Raw genomic sequence first — 19,640 nt, forward strand, 5'->3', positions numbered from 1 at the left:
TGTGTGGAACTCGCTTTCATTTCATATCAAAGAAAGCTATTCTCCTAAAACTTCTGCGGATAACCATCAACACATTGACCGGTTACCGTCCTACGTATAGGATACATAGGCAGGGAAATACCCTGAAATCACTATAACGACTTATTATAATTTTTGAAAGCGATAATATAAGAGACCTCTAAAAATGCTTGGAATCTCACAATGGAAAAAAAGATCAAAAACCCTGATCATTAGAAGGGCCGGATCTGCGTGCCTTGTTTTTCTGTTTGCCCTCTTCATTTTTTGCACAACTCAGTCAGCTCAGCTGAAAAAAATACGGGTGGGAAGCCATCCCACTTTCACCCGAATTGTCTTTGATTTTGATCAAAAACCGCAATTTGAAGCCCCTAGAAATTTAGAAACTCCCGATTATTTAGAACTTTTCTTCCCCAGTGACGGCCTCATTGAAAGCGCCACTCAACCGGCTGAAGGCCTGGTCGCAACCTATCACGTTCAGAAAGCCCGAAAAAAAATACTGTTTCGCTTTAAAGAGCCCAGCAAAATCAAGAATTCCTTTTTGATTGCCGCCAACGCTGAAATGCCCACCTATCGCTATGTCATCGACATTGAAAAAGGGCCCATAGAAATTGGGCCTGTTTCCCCTGTCCCAGACAAGGCACCACCCCCACCCCCTATCGAAAAAAGAATTATCATTATTGATGCAGGTCATGGAGGCATTGATACGGGGGCCGTTAGTCGCTCTAAAAAAATACAAGAAAAAACAATTACCCTAAGCGTCGCTAAATTATTATCAGAAAAATTGAACAAAACTGGCAATTACAATTGTATCTTGACCCGAGATAAAGATGCCTTTCTAAAATTGGGACAGCGCCTGAAAAAAGCACATACTTTAAAAGGAGATTTGTTCATTTCCTTGCATGCCGATAGCAACCCCCAATCTGATGTCCGAGGACTTGCGGTTTACACTCTGTCTGCTGTTGCCTCTGACCGTGAAGCTGCACGACTTGCAAAAAAGGAAAATGAAGCTGATTTACTAGGCCCTGCCTCAGATGAGTCTGAAGACCCTGAAGTTGCAAACATTCTTATTGATCTGGTGAAACGAGAAACCATGAACTTATCCACCCTTTTGGCCAGATCCCTTACTAAAAAGGCTGGAGAACAAGTTTTCTTGCTTAGAAAACCTCATCGCTTTGCTGATTTTTATGTGTTAAGGTCTCCCAAAATTCCCTCTGTCTTAGTTGAGCTTGGATATATCTCGAACCGGGAAGATGAGAAATTATTATCTTCCTCTCATCATCAAGATAAGATTTGTGAAGGATTATTAGAAGGTATTAACACGTATTTTAAAGAGCACTATGCATAAACAACCTCCCCGCAAGCTATCTTTCTATTTTTTCGTGTTCTTGTGTGGAACAGGATTGATCTGTTTGTTCACTTACTTTTATTTTCTGGAAGACCTTCCCAACTATAAAAGCCTTGAAAAATATGAACCCCCCGTTGTGACCCGCATTTATTCTGCAGATGACAAACTATTTGCTGAATATGCAACGGAAAAAAGAATTTTTGTGCCAATTCAGGAAATTCCACCCCTTGTGGTCAATGCATTTTTAGCGGTAGAAGATAAAAATTTTTATAAACACAAAGGCCTTGATTATATGGGTATTTTTAGAGCCCTATTAAGCAACATTCATGGTCATTTAATGGGGAAAAAATCCTTGGCAGGCGGATCAACGATTACCCAACAGGTTGCGAAAAACTTCCTGCTTTCAAATGAAAAAACCTTGTCCCGTAAAATAAAAGAAGCGTTACTCGCCTTCCGTATTGAAAGAAATTTTTCTAAAAAGAAAATCTTAGAACTTTATCTGAATGAAATTTATTTGGGTAATCACGCCTATGGGGTCGCCAGCGCTGCCCAACAATATTTCAGCAAAACACTAGATGAACTAACTGTTGCAGAAGCCGCCTATCTAGCAACTCTTCCCAAGGCCCCAAACCTCTACAGTGTGCAAAAGCATCCGGAAGCTGCCCTTGCGCGCCGCAATTGGGTTATTCAACGGATGTTAGAGGAGCACTTTATTTCCCTGAAAAGCTCCCAAAAAGCCCTTACCACTCCCCTTGTCTGCAAAGACTATAGCCCCACAGATGTGATTCGGGCAGACCACTGCGCCGAACTTGTTCGCCAACATCTTTATAAACATTATGGGGAAGACAGTCTTTACAAGGGCGGCCTTGTCATTAAAACCACCTTGGATTCAACCCTACAATCCTATGCCCGCCAAAGCTTAAGAGATGGCCTTATTTCCTATGACCGGGAAGCGGGCTGGCGAGGCCCCGTCAAAAGAATTTCAACAACTAATTGGAAGGAAGAGCTCAACAAAATATCTATTCCCCTGGGCGTTCCTTTCTGGACCTTGGCTGTTGTCTTAAAAGTTGAATCTCATCAAGTCATTATTGGCCTTAAGAAAGGTGATTTTGGGGCGATCCCCTTTGATCAAATCAAATGGGCTCGCAAGTATATTCCCGCAAGACCGGACAATGAAGAATCCAAATATCCTTCTGTAGGTTATGCCCCTAAACAGCCCTCTGATGTGCTTAACGAAGGCGATGTTATCGTTGTCAAAAATATTGGCAAAACCATCTATTCCTTAGAACAAATCCCCGAAGTAAACGGAGCCATCATCGCCATGAATCCCCACACAGGGCGTATTTTAGCTATGGAGGGGGGGTTTTCCTTTGCCCGCAGCCAATACAATTGGGTTACCCAAGCCAAACGGCAAACGGGATCTGCCTTCAAACCCTTTGTTTACTTAGCAGCCCTTCAAAGTGGATTTACCCCCAGTTCTCTACTGCAGGATGAACCCATTGAAGTTGATATGGGACCAAACCTGGGGAGTTGGAAACCTGGCAACATAACAGAACGAACCTTTGGAACGGTGACCTTGCGTACGGCACTAGAGCAATCCTTGAATCTAGCAACCGTATGGCTAACCATGCAAATGGGGCTTGACCCCGTTCGAGAGGTAGCTCAAAAATTTGCCATTTATGATAAAATTCCCCATGAAATGTCAATTGTTTTAGGCAGCCTTGAAACCACCCTGCTTCGTTTAACGCGAGCTTATGCCATGCTAGCTAATGGGGGACACCCGATTACGCCCACCTTTATTGATCATATTCAAGATCGCCATGGGCAAACCCTGTTTGAATCCCTGCCTATGCCCTCTTTAGAGTTTCTGCAAGATGAAACGCCCATAGATCCTGATAGTCTTACCTTACCGCAACCCATCGTTGATCCAGTGGCCATTTACCAAGTTCTTTCTATTTTACAAGGGGGGGTTGAGCGCGGCGCCGCCAAAAACGGAAAAGTTCCTGGCTATGCCATTGCGGGAAAAACAGGCACAAGCAACGACTATAATGATGCATGGTTTATTGGCACCACCCCCACCCTAACTGTTGGTATTTTAATTGGATTTGATAAACCCAAAAGCCTGGGACGCTATCAAACCGGGGGACGTGTCGCCGCCCCCATTTTTGCTTCTTTTATGCGACAAGCCCTAAAAGGCAAACCTAATGCCGCCTATCCCTTTCCGGAAAATACAAAAATGGCCTGGGCAAGCTTAAAAACAGGCAAAGTCGTCCCTCCTGGAACTCCCCACTCAACCTTAGAGATATTTAGAAACGCACCACCTACAATGACTAAGTAATTTTTTTCAAAACCCCGCCTACAATTTATTGTTTGCAAATAATAAGTTTAGCTTTTATCATAAAAGAAAAAGAACAGGGTAAATATGATTAGGTATTTTCTTCTAATTTTCTTTGTTATTACTTGTTTTTTGTCTGTGTCCAGAAGTGGAATTGACGATCCATTTGATGTTGCCTACAAAACCGGAAATCCTAAAAATTTACTGACAGAAGAAAATAAGAACAAATGGTTCAACTCAACAAGTTCTGTTGTCGAGCAGGCAAAAAAATTTCTAGGACTGGTTATTATTGAATCTAGAATTCCAAATAGAGTTTTCAGAAATCCCGCCCTTATGAACCAAGCAACTTCAATGCTTGACATAAAAGTCTACGGAAGACCTATAAACGATCTCTTGGATAGTCCTCTGATGAATTATCTTATAAATAAAATGCTCGTAACGATACGAGAAACAGCCGTACAAAGCATAGATCCTTTATCTTTGCTGGAAGACCCTGACGAAGATTTTTATGACTCCCAAATAGGGACTTTTCGCGAAACAAAAGAACTTCTACAACGCCTAAAGGAACCTCTTTCTTTGCTTATCTTTGGTCTTTTCCACCTGAATTTGTTAGACAAAAAGAACTCTGGACTTTCTGCAAAGCTCTTACCAAGTCTTGCGCCTGAGGGACCAAAGGGGCTTAATATTTTATTATTACTCGCAACCACAGAAACGCCCGCAACTATCCACGCAAGTTACTGGTTATCCCAATACTATTCTAATATTGGTTTGATGGCAGAAGCCTCTAAGTACAATACCATCGCAATGCTTGGTGGCCATGCATTAGCCCGCAATAGTGCACAAAAATTCATCGCAAAACTTTACGTAGATCAACAATCTCGATGTTATGATACGTATTCCTGTTGGTGTGTGATGCCCAAGCATTGCCATTTGGATTACAACACTTGGTCACTGCAAAATTTTCTATTTTGTGGCACCCGAGAAGACAGTTGGTGCTGGTGTAATGCCTGTTTACTAGGCTGCGGAACCCCTTTATCCCCCACACAAGTGTTTTCAGACTGCGCTTATTGTGTCAATTTAGTCAAAACAAAACATATTGTCTCAGGAACATTTATTGGGGACCTCGGCGCTGCTGCTGCAGTTTTGCTGGCCCATAATCCGAATTATGCTATTATCAGTATTATTCTAAACGTCCTCGGTGGAGGAGGAGCTCTTGCGAGAAATCACCAAGAAACTAAGGATTCTGCTGATATCCCTCCTTCTCCTGCCCGAGAAGCGGCCCTCTCTCCAACATCCCCTCGAGGACGTTCAGCGGCCTTCAATGCATCCGTATACCCAAGAGGCACATCAACCCTTGACTCACTTGATGATTTTAGAGGCAGCCCAAAACTGCGCAGCAGAGGCCGCGACCGCGAAAGAGAAAGAGAAGTTTATTTTAGAGACAAACCAAACAGAGAAAGAAATAGGGAAAGAGGTGCATACAGAGAATCTGCCATAGAAGAAGAGCCCTATTCCCCCACACGGCAGGACTCTGAACCAAATTCGGCTGAACAAGAATCTTCAGATGCCTCTAAAGAAGTTATTACAACACAGCCCCTTCCTACAAAGAAAAAACAGCCTTGGGACGATATTTCGGCATCAGAAATCCCCATCGAACATCGAAACGTAGTTTTCATAGATCGCCCGGTTCATAGTGTTCGATCAAGTCCTGTGATATTTGTGGAACAACAACCACGGTCAGACTCTGCCTCTCTTCATCCTATTAAGTCTGTGCCTGCCATGTTTGCGCCAGCACCACAACATCGCCCACGCATTAACCCTCCACTACAGGCGCATGCCCCTAAAAAATCCATCGCTCCACAACTAAATGTACCTGCACCATTAACTAAAGTGCATCCCGCCATACGAAGACAGAGTTCCAGTAGCAGCCCATCTAATAGTGAGTCCAAACTTGAAAAACATGGCTTTCAAAGACAGCGCTCAGATAGCACGCCTCCAGTCCTTCACCTCTCTAAAGACCCTGGATTGACCAATCTGAAAGTTACTCGCCAAAACTTGTCTCAATCTTCTCAATTTTTGTCTCCACCCCATGACGCAAATCAAGAATCAAGAGATCGCGCTAATTCCCATACAAGCACAATACCGAAAACACCGTCCCCTCTTCCTTCTGGAAGCAGTAAATTGCTGCCTTCTTTTTCTGCGTCTCCTTCTATGTTCACCCCCCCCAAAGGCCCAGTGCGCAAACTGCCTATAGTCCCAGACTTACATAGACCAATCCCCGTGTCACAATCAACACCTCCTTTTGGGAAGGCATCAACAGCATTTTCCCCTCCTAGAAAAGGCGCAACTACTTCCCCTGGAAAAAACACACCTTCTTCCCCTACTAGAAGAAGCGCACCTACTTCTCCAAGCCCTTTAAGTCACCCTAGCTTCTTCCCTCCAGACGCCCCCTCGACAACTGCAGAAGAAGATGAGTTTATGGTGTAAGAAAAAAGAAACACATTTTTCTAGACATTTCGATGATCTGCTTGTATTTTGTCCTCTAGAAAATGACAATTTGTAAAGAAGACATCGAACGCATTGAACGTCTAGCCAGACTTAGCTTAGATCCTGATGATTTAACTGAGTTTTCTGAGCGCCTTGCCAAAGTTTTTAATTGGATTGACCAATTAAAAGAGGTAGACGTATCTGACACAGCTCCTATGATCAGCCCCGTTATTGACCTGATCCCCAACACCCCTCTGCGGGAAGATAAAGTGAACAAACCCAATACAGATCTTGATGTATTGTCAAATGCACCCCACAAAGAATTCAACTATTTCCTTGTGCCAAAAATTGTAGAGTAAGTCACCGTATGGAAAAACTTGTAAAATTTACTTTTAAAGATCTCAAAAATTTACTTCAGAAAAAAGAAGTGTCTGTCAAGGAAGTGGTCACCGCTTATATTGCTGAGGCTGAAAAAAACAGACACCTTAATATTTATATTACCGAAACATTTGACCAGGCCCTCGAAAAAGCAAAAGAATCGGACTTGCGTTATAAAAAAAATGAAGCACGCCCCCTAGAGGGACTTCCTTTGGCTATCAAAGACCTTTTTTGCACAAAAGGGGTAAAAACAACTGCGGCTTCTAAGATACTTGATGGATTTATTCCCCCCTATGATTCAACCGTGACAGAGAAATTATTTCATGCCGGCGTTGTGAGCATGGGAAAAACGAACACGGATGAGTTTGCTATGGGATCGTCCACTATTACAAGTTGCTATGGCCCCTCTATAAATCCTTGGAGATCATCAAGCGAACCTGATGCCGATCTTACCTCTGGGGGATCTTCTGGCGGTTCTGCCTCTGCAGTAGCCGCAGGAACAGCTTTGGCCGGCATTGGAACCGATACTGGAGGATCCATTCGTCAACCAGCTTCCCTATGTGGCCTTGTCGGTATAAAGCCAACTTATGGGCTTTGTTCTCGATTTGGAGTTGTTGCCTTCGCTTCATCCCTTGATCACCCCTCTCCTATTGGTCGTACGGTTTATGATACGGCAATGCTCTTGGAATATATGGCCGGCCACGACCCAAAAGATTCAACATCTTTGAATATTCCCGTGCCCCAGTATACAAAAACTCTAACAGGCAATGTAAAGGGCTTGAAAATTGGGATCCCCAAAGAATATGATATGCCCGGCATTGATCCTGAAATAAAAAGTTTATGGGAAAAATCTGCTCTATGGTTTCAAGAAATGGGGGCTGAAATTATTCCTATTTCCTTGCCTCACACAAAATATGGTCTGCCTACTTATTACATCATTGCTCCAGCTGAAGCATCCTCTAACCTAGCTCGCTATGACGGCGTCCGGTATGGACTGCGCGCTGATGGCAAATCGATGGAACAAATTTACAGCAACACCCGCACACGAGGCTTTGGTGACGAAGTAACGCGCCGTATTTTAATTGGAACCTATGTTTTGTCTTCTGGAAGCTATGAAGACTATTATGTTCGGGCCCAACGGGTACGTCGTAAAGTAGCAGATGATTTCGTTGAAGCCTTTAAAACGGTTGATCTAATTTTAACCCCAACCACCTCAGGGGAAGCCTTTAAACTGGGGGAAAATATTAAAGATCCTATTGCCATGTATCTGCAAGATATCTTTACCGTGACAAGTAATTTGGCTGGCGTTCCTGCCATTTCCCTGCCTGCCGGTCTTTCTAAGAATAATCTTCCTTTGGGTATGCAACTGATCGGGCCCGCTTTAAGCGAAAGCCTTTTATTTAATGCAGCCTACGCTTTGGAAACCTTTGTAAACTTTGAAATTCAGCCCATAAAGGAAATCTAAGATGTCATCACCCTACTGGCTTTCTACAAACACTGGTGATTGGGAAGTAGTGATTGGGCTTGAGGTCCATGCGCAGGTTGCCTCCCACTCAAAACTTTTTTCAGGGGCAGCCACTAATTTTAATGCTGAACCTAACTCTAACGTTGCGTTAGTTGATGCGGCATTTCCAGGCATGCTTCCTGTTCTGAACAAACACTGTGTTGAACAAGCGGTTAAGACAGGTCTGGGCATTCATGCTCAAATCAATAAATTTTCCATGTTTGATCGAAAAAACTATTTTTACCCAGATTTGCCACAGGGGTACCAAATTAGTCAATTTTATTACCCCATCGTCGGAGAAGGACATTTGGATATTACCCTGGACAAGGGAATCATTAAAAAAGTACGCATCGAACGCATCCACTTAGAACAAGACGCCGGCAAAAGCATTCATGATTTGCACGTGAAAAATACCTGCATTGATTTGAATCGATCTGGCATTGCATTAATGGAAATTGTAACAAAACCTGATATGCGCTCTCCTGAAGAGGCCATGGCCTTTGTGAAAGCTTTGCGTTTGTTGCTTCGTTATTTAGGAACAAGTGATGGCAATATGGAAGAAGGCAGCCTGCGCGCTGATGTGAACGTATCCGTAAATCGACCAGGAAAACCCTTGGGAACTCGGGCAGAAATTAAGAACGTGAATTCGATTCGCTTTATTGGGCAGGCCATTGAAGTTGAGGCTTTAAGACAAACAAAACTCATAGAATCCGGTGAAGGCGTCTTACAAGAAACCCGCCTCTATGACCATAACAAACAAGAAACAAGATCCTTGCGGTCTAAAGAAGATGCGCCCGACTATCGCTATTTCCCAGATCCAGACCTGTTGCCCATACATCTAGCCCCTGAATACATTGAATCCCTTCGTTTGGGCATGCCGGAATTACCAGATGCAAAGCGCCAACGATTTATGGAAGAATATGGTTTGCCCCTGTATGATGCCACATTGATGGTAGATGACCTAGAAACAACTCACTATTATGAAAATACCGTAAAAGAAACAGCTGGTTGGAAAAAATATAAAGATAAAAACACCGCCAAACTGGTATCAAACTGGCTAACGGGAGATTTATTTGGGCTTCTGAACAAGGAAAATAAAACTGTTTTAGAATCCCCCATTTCTAGCACCCATCTAGCGGAACTTGTCGACTTGATGCAGGACAATGTGATCTCTGGTCGCATCGCAAAAGAAGTATTTTTGGATATGTGGAATACTCATAAAGCCCCCAAGTCCATTGTTGATGAAAAAGGCCTGGTGCAAATTACAGATACTTCCGCCCTGGAATCTATGATTGCCGACACTCTGAAAGAGAATCCTAAAATGCTTGCTGACTACAAGGCTGGCAAAGAACAACTATTCGGGTTCTTTGTAGGGCAAATCATGAAAAAATCCGCTGGAAAGGCGAATCCCCAAATGGTAAATGATTTATTGAAAGCAGCGCTTTCGCAGTAGATCCCCTGCTATTTTTTCTTTACTTTCAGAAAATCTGCCACCAACTCATCCACATCATATTCTTCCGGTTCCCCCCTAAAAAGGTTCTCTTCTTTTAAAATCTTCAAGACATTAACAAGAAGTTCCTGAGAAGTTTTGTAACATTCTTCGATCATTCCTTTATCTGTTTTTGAAGGAATTTTAATTTCTTTATTTAAAGTATGTCCAGCAGATCGAAAACAAGATGCTCCATAAAACAACTCATTAAATGTGGCTGTTCTATCCATTCTTAAATACTCTCTGATAACCTCTAAAGATTGGTGTTGCTGACGATAGGTTAGATAAGGCTCAAGATCTTGCTCTGCTGATTTATAATACGTCGTATAGGCCCCTGCCCTTCCATTATCCAAAATTTTTAAAAGTTTAGGGTCAGAGCATATAACTCCACACGCAACGAATGGTTGATGATAGGAAATATGAGAGGTTCCAAGTAAGTAATTGGTAGACATAAATCTGGGCAGAGCCAACAATTCCTTATAAGAAATATTTTCCCTAGGTTTACAGAATTGGCTTTTACAATAGGAAAGAGCGCATTTTTGATTACCCGAAACACATCCCCGCTTTAACTCTGTAATAAAAACTCCAAATCTTTCGCACTCGGAAGATGATTTCAAATAGCACCCCAAGGGTCTTAGCGCAAAGGCTGAAAACCCCACCAACCATATTCCCAAAGCAATTAAAAATAATCGCATTCTACCTGCCCCATTTCCTGTTATTTTAAATCCTGTCCTTTTATCATAGCAAAATTTTCAAGAATTTTGAAAAAAAGTTTGGCCTTGTAAAAGCTCTTCCAAATTCCCCCCCATTCCTTTATCTTAGAACTATGCTTGAGCATCTTCTTTCGCGCACGGATCGCAGCTTATTGGGCCGGTGGTGGTGGACCATCGACCGATGGACTTTTCTGTGCATTTTTACCCTTTTCATCGTGGGGATTTTTCTAAGCTTTTCTGCAAGCCCTTCAGTTGCCCACACTATCCATTTACCAACCTTTTACTTTGTGCAACGCCACGTCATTTTTACGTTTCTTTCTTTATTTTTGATGGTTGGGGTTTCCCTTAACAATCCAAATCTTATAAGATTATTGTGTTGGCTTATTTTAGGCACCTGCATTGTCATGTTAATGCTAACGCCCATTATTGGGATGGAGATCAAAGGGGCCCGTCGCTGGATCAATCTGTTCGGTTTTTCTCTACAAGCCTCAGAATTCGTGAAGCCAACCTTTGCCGTTGCCACAGCCTGGCTGCTCAGCAAACACATTGATGGTCCCTTAAGCGGCAGAATGCTGTCTGTTCTTTTGTATGCCTCTATTTTACTGTTGATCATTATTCAGCCCGATTTTGGCATGGCCTTTGTCATTACGGGCATATGGTTTTTTCAGTTTTTTCTGGCAGGCTTGCCCCTGATGTGGGTTTCTGTACTTTCTAGCGTTGGGTTGGCTGGGTCTATTGGCGCTTACTTTTTATTCCCCCATGTGGCTAGCCGTGTTGACCGTTTCCTCAATCCCGCCGCAGGAGATCATTTTCAAATTGAGAGATCCTTACAAGCTTTCCGAAATGGCGGATGGTTTGGCCGTGGCCCAGGGGAAGGCCTTGTTAAAAAAAATCTACCCGATGCCCATGCTGACTTCGTCTTTTCTGTAGCGGGAGAAGAGTTTGGCCTATTTGCATGCCTTTTTATTTTAGGTTTGTTCTTGTTCTTTATTTTACGGGGCTTCTACTTTGCCCACAAAGAACATAATAGTTTTCTGTCTTTAGCCATTAGTGGCTTGTTTTTTCAAATTGCCCTGCAGGCAATTGTAAACATATCATCCAGCTTACATTTGATTCCCACTAAGGGCATGACTCTGCCCTTTTTAAGTTATGGAGGATCCTCTCTTCTATCCATCGGTTTAAGTGCAGGCATTTTGCTTAGTTTTACAAAGAAACGCCTTGATGACAAACACATCTAAATCTTCTCTATTTTTGATTACAACCGGCGGCACGGGGGGGCACATATTTCCCGCTCAAGCCTTAGCAGAAACTCTTAGAAAACGGGGTCATCCGGTTATTGAAGTCATTGACCAACGGGCCCTTCAGTATACCCCTAGCAAAGAATCTTTTATTCTGCACCTAACATCTGGAAATACTCTGCTTAAAAAAATAAGACTAGCCTTTGAGTTGCCTTGGGCCTTTGCCAGAACTTTTCATCTTATTCTTAAAACAAAACCCCAGGGCATCATTGGCTTTGGCGGCTACACCACCTTCCCTTTGATCTTGGCTGCAACACTTTTAAGGAAACCTTTTATACTTCACGAACAAAACGCCTTTGTAGGGCGCGTCAGCAAATGGTTTTGCCCCTTTGCTAAGCATATATCCAGCTGCTTCCCCACCCTTTATGGATTGGCTGAAAAATACCAGAATAAAGTGGTGGTGACAGGAAATCCTATCCGGGAAAAAATCAGATCTATTTCACCCTCCCCTTATAAAGTCTTCACAAAAACAGGGGCCATTAATCTTCTTATTATTGGAGGGAGTCAAGGGGCCAGAAGTTTTTCAACCCTGATTCCTGAAGCATTAAATCTTTTGCCCTCACCCCTAAAAAAAAGGCTACATCTGGTTCAACAAGCCCAGCCACAAACCTTAGAAACAACGCAACTTTTATATAAAGACGTGGGTATTGCCGCTGACTTAAAACCCTTTTTTACTGATATTCATACACAGTACCAAAAAGCTCATTTGATCATCACGCGATCAGGAGCATCCACTGTTATGGAGCTAGAAGCCGTTGGCCGCCCAGCCATTTTTATTCCCTTTCCCTATGCCATGGACGACCACCAAACCTATAACGCCCTAAATTTAACTCAGCGAGAAGCTGGCTGGATGATAAAGGAATCCCCTGCCCTTCCCCATGAATTATGCGTCCTATTAGAAAACCTGTTTTCCCATCCAAAATTGCTTGAAAACACCGCCACAACCATTCATCATCTGGCCAAATTAGATGCTAATGACAAGTTAGCTGATATTTTAGAAAGCTTTCCCAAAAACATTTGATCCCAAAAGTTTTTGCAGTTAGTATAATATTCAGGGCAGCAGGTTCTGCCTAATTTTATTAAGGAATATTTTAGATGAAAATTGCGCCCCTTTCTGTTGGAACCATTCACCTTATTGGGATTGGCGGTATTGGTATTAGCGGCATTGCGGAAATTCTGCATAGCATGGGGTACAAAGTCCAGGGCAGCGATCAGGTTGAAAACAGCAACACAGAACGCCTTAGAAAAGATGGCATTCCCGTGTTTATTGGCCACAAGGCTGAAAATGTAAAGGGCGTTAACGCTGTTGTCCATTCAACAGCCATTCACTTTGATAACCCAGAAATTATACAGGCCCGAAAAGAAGGCATTCCGGTTATGCATCGATCTGAGATGATGGCCGAAATCATGCGTTTTAAATCATCCATTTGCATTTCAGGGTCCCATGGCAAAACCACAACAACTTCCCTCATTGGCTCAATCTTAAAAGCCGCTCACTTAAAACCAACCATTATCAATGGGGGCATTATTAACTCTTTAAAAACCAATGCAATTATTGGAACGGGCGATTGGATGGTGGTTGAAGCTGACGAATCAGACAGCACCTTTATCAAAATCCCTTCAACCATTTCCGTTATTACCAATATTGACCCAGAACATTTGGACCACTACAAAACTTTTGAAATTCTTAAAGAAAGCTTCCTAAGCTTTGCCAAACAGGTTCCATTCTATGGATTTGCCTTGTTGTGCACAGATCACCCCGTCGTCAATAGTCTAACGCCCCATATTACAAATCGTCGTTTTATTTCTTATGGGGTCAAACAGAAAGCTGACTGTATGGGCCATAACGTAAAGGCAACGCCCGAGGGTATGGTCTTTGACGTGACCTATAAAAATCATCACCTAAAAGGCGTCCACCTGAATCTCCATGGAGATCACAATGTGTTGAATGCTCTGGCGGCCATTGCTATTGCTTTTGAATTCAAAGTTGATGACCAAACCATCCACGAAAGTTTAAGCAGTTTTCAGGGCGTCAAGCGCCGCTTCACAAAAGTAGGCGAATGGAACGGGGTAAGTATTATTGATGACTACGCCCATCATCCCTCGGAAATCAAAGCGGTTCTAAGTGCTGCCAAGGGCGTTGCTGCAAAAAAAATCATTGTGGTGATGCAACCCCATCGTTATAGCCGCCTTCATAATCTTTTTGAAGACTTTTCAACCTGTTTCCAGGGTGTTGATCATTTGATTCTAGCGCCCGTTTATGCGGCAGGAGAATCTGCCGTTCCTGGCGCAGACCATATCGCTTTGGCTAAAGCTGTTGCCCTTCATCTGAAATTCCCCGTTGATATCATCCAATCCCCTGGAGAGATTCCTGAAAAAATCAAAGCTATTGCCCACCCAGGTGACTACGTCATTTTCATGGGGGCTGGGTCCATCACTCAATGGGCCTATGCCTTGGAAGATGACCTAAAAAAACTTGATTGATCCATGCTTGCCTTGCTAGAAAAACTTCCTGCTGTTCGGGGAAAATATGTTCCCAATGCTGATCTTAAATCACAGGTTTGGTTTCGCGTTGGCGGACAAGCTGAGGTTTTGTTCAAACCCGCTGATGAAAAAGACCTAGAACATTTCCTGCGAAACCTTTCCAAAGACATTCCCTGGCAAGTCATTGGTGTTGGATCGAACCTGTTGATCCGTGATGGAGGCCTTCCCGGAGTTGTTATTAAACTGGGAAAAGGCTTTAACCATATTACTTTTGTAAACGATACTGTAACTGCAGGGGCCGCAGCTTTAGATCGCACTATGGCTTTAGAGGCCGCCCAACAAGGCATCGGCGGCCTTGAGTTTTTAGTTGGGATTCCAGGTACCATTGGCGGCGCCATAAAAATGAATGCCGGGGCTTACGGAAGCGAAGTTAAGGACCGGCTTATCTCTTGCAAGGTCTTGGATGCCGCAGGAAAGATACATGTTCTGAAACCCCAAAATCTAGAACTCACCTATCGCCACAGCAATCTGCCTGATATATCAGTTGTCTTAGAGGCCACCTTTCAGGGAATAAAAGATACCCCTTCTGCCATTCTGGAAAAGCTAGAAACGATTATGAAAACGCGGGAAGAAACTCAGCCCATTCGGGCAAAGACGGGAGGAAGCACTTTTAAGAACCCCCCGCACGAAAAAGCTTGGCAGTTGATTGATCGGGCTGGATGCCGGGGGCTTGTCCTTGGTGGCGCCCAAGTTTCAGAAAAACACTGTAATTTTTTGATCAACACGGGCACGGCCACAGCTAGTGATTTAGAAGAACTTGGAGATACTGTTCAACAAAAAGTCTTAGAAAAATTCGGAATTATGCTAGAATGGGAAATAAAGCGCCTAGGAGAAAGGAACAAGAAATGACAACCCGCAAAGCACATAATCCAAAAGAAACGAAAGTTGCCCTATTAATGGGCGGCTGGAACACGGAACGGGAAGTCTCTTTAAGCTCGGGCAAAGCTATGTTGGAATCTTTACAGCGTCAAGGATACCAAGTAAAAGCTTTGGATCTTACGCACAACTTAGAAGAATTGCTTCATTTCTTAACCCCTAAACCCGATATTGTTTTCAATGGCCTTCATGGCATGTATGTGGAAGATGGCCGTCTTCAAGGCATCCTGGATATTTTAGAAATTCCCTATACTCACTCAGGCGCGCGCGCGTCTGCCATTGCCATGCACAAGCCAACAGCCAAAGTATTCTTTGAATTGGCCGGGATTCCCTGCGCCAAAGGGGGTGTTTTTAATTGGGATGATATTCAAGATAGGCATCCTATGCATACCCCCTATGTGATAAAACCCCTAGATGAAGGGTCCAGCGTTGGTGTACACATTATTCATGAAGAAGATGGGCCTATTAACAATAGGCTTTCGTGGTCCTTCCAAAAGGAAGTACTGGTTGAAGAGTACATCCCCGGGTATGAACTTTCCTGTGTTGTCATGGGAGATAAATCCCTTGGGGTTATTGAGTTAAGAGCTAAGCAAGGTTTTTACGACTATCGGGCAAAGTATACAGACGGCGTGACAGACCATATTTTCCCTGCTCCTGTTCCCAAACCAGTTTACGATAACATTATGGACTATGCTTTAAAGGCCCATAAAATCATTGGATGTGCCGGAGTCAGCCGATCTGATTTTCGGTATGACCCTAAAACGGGTCGAGTGTGCATTTTGGAAATTAATACCCAACCTGGTTGTACAACTTTATCCATTGTGCCAGATGTGGCATCCCACGTTGGAATTAGTTTTGATAAGTTAGTGAGTTGGTTGATTGAGGATGGTTTATGTCAAGGATTAAGACGTTAAAAACAAAGGGACGCTATCGCTCGTCTGCGAGTCCTTTTGCCCTGCGTTTTAAGATCATCCTTTTGGTGCTTGCTCTGTTTGGGATTGTGACCGGCTGGGCCTGGCACGCAGGACACATCACAAGAGCCACGGATGCTATTCAAGAGTCAATCCATCAAACCGGTGCTAGCTATGGTTTAGTCGTTGAAAATATCGTAATTGAAGGCCATAAACGCACCCCCCAAGAAGATATTTTTGAAATCCTGCAGGTAGGCGTTGGAGATCCCTTTCTCAAGTTTGATCCAGAAAGCAGTTACCAAAAACTTTCTGTGCTTCCTTGGGTCAGAAAAGTACACGTGGAACGCCATTGGCCTAATACCTTAAAGATTGTGTTAGATGAGCGCACCCCAATCGCCCTGTGGCAACACAAAAAAGTTTTGCATGTCATTGATGAGACCGGCAACCCAATCCCTCACATTAATATTGATGATCACAAAGATTTACCCTTAGTCATGGGGGAAGGCGCCCCTAAAGCCGCAAAAGAATTACAAGAAGATTTAATCTCTTACCCAGATTTTTCAAAAGAAGTTTTGGCTTGTGTGCGCATTGGGAATCGTCGATGGAATTTGAAACTGAAAAATGGCATTATGCTTATGTTACCCGAATCTGGCCAAAAACAAGCATTAGATACATTTATAAGGCTAGAGCAATCTCACCAGCTTATGGCAAAGGCAAAAACAAAAATAGATTGGCGCATCAAGAACAAGGTAATCATTTCGTAAATTATGCAAAATTCTCTCCTCACAAATAAAAAAATTCTAGCAGCTATTGATTTAGGCAGTACCAAAACATCTTGCATGATTGCCGAATGTGATTTAAAGACGGAAACACTTCATGTGCTAGGGGTCGGTCAACACGCCTCAAAAGGCATCAAAAACAATGTTATTGTTGATATGGAGGCCGTTGAAAATGTCATTCTAAACGTTGTGAATACGGCAGAAAAAATGGCGGGCCTGACCATTAAGGATGTGGTTGTTAATATTTCTGGTGAACATTTAATTTCTGAAGTTATTAATATCCGCCTGAAGATCCCCTCTCGCCCCATTACAGACGAAGATCTGAATCATATGATTTCACAGGCAACTCATGTGGATGAAAAAAAAGACTTTGAAATCATCCATGCCATTCCCTTAAGCTATACCATCGATGGCCGCAAAGGCATTCAGGACCCGCGAGGCATGATTGGGCAAAACATTGTCTGTTCTTTGCATATTATTACAGGGGACAAAGGTCCGGTTCAAACTCTGGTCAACTGTATTCATCGGTGCCATTTGGGCATTCAAGCTATTGTAGCTTCTTCCATCGCATCCAGCTTTGCAACATTAGGAGACGATGAAACAGAGCTAGGCGTTACTTTGATTGATATAGGGGGGGGGACCACTGATATCGCCCTATTTGTTGAAGGCCAGGTCATCCATACGGAATCTCTTCAACTAGGCGGGCGTCATATCTCTAGTGACATTGCCCACGGGCTTTCAACTTCCCTTGCTCAAGCGGAACGCATTAAAACTTTACACGGAACAGCTGTGCATACCATGGCTGATGATCATGTGACCTTATCTGTTGCCCAAATGGGGGACGATGCCCACGAATCGCCCATTAAAAAGACCTTCTTAACGTCTATTATTCAGGCACGTCTGGAAGAGATCTTTGAAATCATAAAAGATAGACTTGCCCAATCTAATATGCATATAATAGCAAGTAAAAGGGTTGTCTTAACGGGGGGAGGCAGTCAAATGCCTGGTATTAAAGATTTAGCCTCAAGGGTTCTTGGCAAGAAAGTAAGACTGGGAAAACCCAGTAAACTGCAAGGATTATCTGAGTCTGCTTTAAATCCATCCTTTGCAACGTGCACGGGGCTTTTGATCTTTGCAATGAAGGATATGTATCAACAACAAGAAACCCTGGAAGCGGAATCCTGGTTTGATTCTGTGAAAACTTGGGTGAAAACTATATTTTGATGAGGACAAAAAATGGCTGAAAGTAATTTTGAGAATTTAAAACCAAAGATTGTTGTGATGGGTGTTGGGGGCGCGGGCACGAATGCCGTGAACAATATGATTCGGTCTAATTTAGAGGGCGTTGAATTTATTGTAGCTAACACAGATGCGCAAGCGTTGCGCGAATCTTTGGCGCCTCAACGTATTCAGCTGGGCCATGAACTAACTCAAGGATTGGGCGCCGGATCAAAACCTGACATTGGTGGCGCTGCTGCCGAAGAAACTCTGGAACATATTGAAAATTCTATTCGCGGGGCACATATGCTGTTCATCACCGGCGGTATGGGTGGTGGAACGGGAACAGGGGCAGCCCCCGTTATTGCAAAAGCCGCCCGGGCTTTGGGTATTTTAACCGTTGGCGTTGTGACCAAGCCCTTTCACTTTGAGGGTGGGCACCGCATGAAAACAGCTGAAGCTGGCATCAAGGAACTCCAAAAAAATGTTGATACACTCATCATCATTCCCAACCAAAATCTTTTCCGGTTGGCCGACAGTAAAACAACCTTTGCGGATGCCTTTAACATGGCAGACAACGTTTTGTACTCGGGCGTTCGGGGTGTAACCGATCTGATGATCATGCCAGGCCTTATTAATCTTGACTTCGCCGACGTGCGTACAGTCATGAGCGAAATGGGCAAAGCCATGATGGGAACAGGCGAAGCTGAAGGCGAAAACCGCGCCCTTACGGCCGCAGAGGCCGCCATTGCCAACCCCTTGCTAGATGAAGTTTCTTTGAAGGGTGCCCGTGGCGTTTTGATCAACATCACCGGTGGTATGGATATGACCCTATATGAAGTTGATGAAGCCGCTAACCACATTCGTGAGCAAGTGGAATCGGACGCCAATATCATCTTTGGATCCACTTTTGATGACCGCATCAGCGGTAAGATTCGGGTATCTGTGGTCGCCACCGGCATTGAACCAAAATCCGTGCAAGAAGGCGCACCCTCTAAGTTTGCCCAGGAACCAAAGAAAACTGTGCCCATCAATCAGCAAGAACTGGATTTCAAAGTTACTATGGAGGCCGAAGATTTTAGAGACGCCCCTGAATCCTTAGAAGAATCTGAAGAAATTATCGAAATACAGCCCCTTGAAGAGCCAACCCTGGAACAACTTGCTCATTCTCCTATGGCTGCGCCTGCTGCACCTGAAAAAAGTTCTTTTTTTGAAAGACTTGGATTCAAAAAGAAAGTTCAGACAGAACCTTTCATTGACCAAGGACGCGCTGAATTTTCTGTTGTGCAGCCAACTGACGCCTCAGCTGAACAAGAGGATATGGATATCCCCGCCTTTTTACGACGAAAGAAGTAAACAACCTCTCCCTTTGCACCCCTCGGGCTTAGACTCGAGGGGCTATCACCAAGAATAGAACACAAGATCATCTTGAACACCGAAGTAATTCTAAAAATATCTTGCGATACGGTTATCATTTCTATAAGGTTCGACCTAACAAAATTAGGAGACTAGTAATGTACAAGATTTTTTATGTGGCTTTTTTAGTACTGCTGTCCGGGCTGAATACTTATTCAGCCTGTCAAGAAAAGCTCTCTCTAGAAATAACTGAAGTTATATCCTTTCCTACCCTTGAAGGGGGCTCTCAAATAAGGCCATTTGAAGGTTTTGTTCTTACAAATGATGCCAGGGCTATGGCCTTGTTGCATAAGTAGGGGTGGTTCGTGGTTGAAGGAGAGAGCTAAAAG

General features: G+C 43.5%; 16 protein-coding genes. 15 read left to right on the forward strand and 1 reads right to left on the reverse strand.

Annotated elements, in window-relative coordinates; genetic code table 11:
* Positions 1 to 184 precede the first annotated feature (184 nt).
* The 6 genes from WCG05_03200 (at position 185) to gatB (ending at position 9,520) form a co-directional block, all read left to right on the forward strand.
* Positions 185 to 1,363, forward strand: coding sequence for an N-acetylmuramoyl-L-alanine amidase (locus WCG05_03200; GenBank protein ID MEI8320999.1), 1,179 nt, complete (start codon positions 185 to 187; stop codon positions 1,361 to 1,363).
* Entirely contained in the window at positions 1,356 to 3,701 is a 2,346-nt protein-coding gene (locus WCG05_03205) for a PBP1A family penicillin-binding protein (GenBank protein ID MEI8321000.1), read from the forward strand. The genes WCG05_03200 and WCG05_03205 overlap by 8 nt, the downstream gene beginning before the upstream one ends.
* 84 nt (positions 3,702 to 3,785) lie before the next feature.
* Complete coding sequence (locus tag WCG05_03210) at positions 3,786 to 6,185, forward strand: hypothetical protein (protein ID MEI8321001.1); 2,400 nt, start codon at positions 3,786 to 3,788, stop codon at positions 6,183 to 6,185.
* Positions 6,186 to 6,247: 62 nt separating this feature from the next.
* Positions 6,248 to 6,544 carry an Asp-tRNA(Asn)/Glu-tRNA(Gln) amidotransferase subunit GatC gene (gene gatC, locus WCG05_03215; protein ID MEI8321002.1) on the forward strand — a complete coding sequence of 99 codons (297 nt, stop codon included), beginning with the start codon at positions 6,248 to 6,250 and terminating at the stop codon, positions 6,542 to 6,544.
* Positions 6,545 to 6,552: 8 nt separating this feature from the next.
* Positions 6,553 to 8,028: an Asp-tRNA(Asn)/Glu-tRNA(Gln) amidotransferase subunit GatA gene (gene gatA / locus WCG05_03220; GenBank protein MEI8321003.1), complete on the forward strand. Its 1,476-nt coding sequence runs from the start codon at positions 6,553 to 6,555 to the stop codon at positions 8,026 to 8,028.
* 1 nt (position 8,029) lies between these two features.
* On the forward strand, positions 8,030 to 9,520 hold the full coding sequence (gatB, locus tag WCG05_03225) for an Asp-tRNA(Asn)/Glu-tRNA(Gln) amidotransferase subunit GatB (protein MEI8321004.1): 1,491 nt from the start codon (positions 8,030 to 8,032) through the stop codon (positions 9,518 to 9,520).
* An 8-nt stretch (positions 9,521 to 9,528) separates the two neighbouring features.
* On the opposite strand, the gene WCG05_03230 is transcribed toward gatB, so the two are convergent.
* Positions 9,529 to 10,251: a hypothetical protein gene (locus tag WCG05_03230; GenBank protein MEI8321005.1), complete on the reverse strand. Its 723-nt coding sequence runs from the start codon at positions 10,249 to 10,251 to the stop codon at positions 9,529 to 9,531.
* A gap of 131 nt (positions 10,252 to 10,382) precedes the next feature.
* Between WCG05_03230 and WCG05_03235 the strand changes: the two genes are divergently transcribed.
* From WCG05_03235 to WCG05_03275, 9 genes are all read left to right on the forward strand, one after another.
* Positions 10,383 to 11,507 (forward strand): putative peptidoglycan glycosyltransferase FtsW, encoded by a 1,125-nt coding sequence (locus WCG05_03235; protein MEI8321006.1) that lies wholly within the window; start codon positions 10,383 to 10,385, stop codon positions 11,505 to 11,507.
* Positions 11,491 to 12,588: an undecaprenyldiphospho-muramoylpentapeptide beta-N-acetylglucosaminyltransferase gene (gene murG / locus WCG05_03240; GenBank protein MEI8321007.1), complete on the forward strand. Its 1,098-nt coding sequence runs from the start codon at positions 11,491 to 11,493 to the stop codon at positions 12,586 to 12,588. The genes WCG05_03235 and murG overlap by 17 nt, the downstream gene beginning before the upstream one ends.
* A gap of 74 nt (positions 12,589 to 12,662) precedes the next feature.
* The gene (murC, locus tag WCG05_03245) at positions 12,663 to 14,051 is read left to right on the forward strand and encodes a UDP-N-acetylmuramate--L-alanine ligase (GenBank protein MEI8321008.1); all 1,389 of its coding nucleotides are present in this window, start codon (positions 12,663 to 12,665) and stop codon (positions 14,049 to 14,051) included.
* Positions 14,052 to 14,054: 3 nt separating this feature from the next.
* Positions 14,055 to 14,960, forward strand: coding sequence for a UDP-N-acetylmuramate dehydrogenase (murB, locus tag WCG05_03250; GenBank protein MEI8321009.1), 906 nt, complete (start codon positions 14,055 to 14,057; stop codon positions 14,958 to 14,960).
* Entirely contained in the window at positions 14,957 to 15,901 is a 945-nt protein-coding gene (locus WCG05_03255) for a D-alanine--D-alanine ligase (protein MEI8321010.1), read from the forward strand. The genes murB and WCG05_03255 overlap by 4 nt, the downstream gene beginning before the upstream one ends.
* Positions 15,880 to 16,662 carry an FtsQ-type POTRA domain-containing protein gene (locus WCG05_03260; GenBank protein MEI8321011.1) on the forward strand — a complete coding sequence of 261 codons (783 nt, stop codon included), beginning with the start codon at positions 15,880 to 15,882 and terminating at the stop codon, positions 16,660 to 16,662. The genes WCG05_03255 and WCG05_03260 overlap by 22 nt, the downstream gene beginning before the upstream one ends.
* A gap of 3 nt (positions 16,663 to 16,665) precedes the next feature.
* Positions 16,666 to 17,901, forward strand: a complete 1,236-nt coding sequence (ftsA, locus tag WCG05_03265) for a cell division protein FtsA (GenBank protein ID MEI8321012.1) — start codon at positions 16,666 to 16,668, stop codon at positions 17,899 to 17,901.
* Between the two features lie 12 nt (positions 17,902 to 17,913).
* Positions 17,914 to 19,251, forward strand: a complete 1,338-nt coding sequence (ftsZ, locus tag WCG05_03270) for a cell division protein FtsZ (GenBank protein MEI8321013.1) — start codon at positions 17,914 to 17,916, stop codon at positions 19,249 to 19,251.
* 158 nt (positions 19,252 to 19,409) lie between these two features.
* Complete coding sequence (locus WCG05_03275) at positions 19,410 to 19,607, forward strand: hypothetical protein (protein MEI8321014.1); 198 nt, start codon at positions 19,410 to 19,412, stop codon at positions 19,605 to 19,607.
* Positions 19,608 to 19,640: the final 33 nt, after the last annotated feature.

The sequence above is a fragment of the Alphaproteobacteria bacterium genome (genome assembly GCA_037146715.1).
GTDB lineage: Bacteria > Pseudomonadota > Alphaproteobacteria > UBA7879 > UBA5542 > JBAWWO01.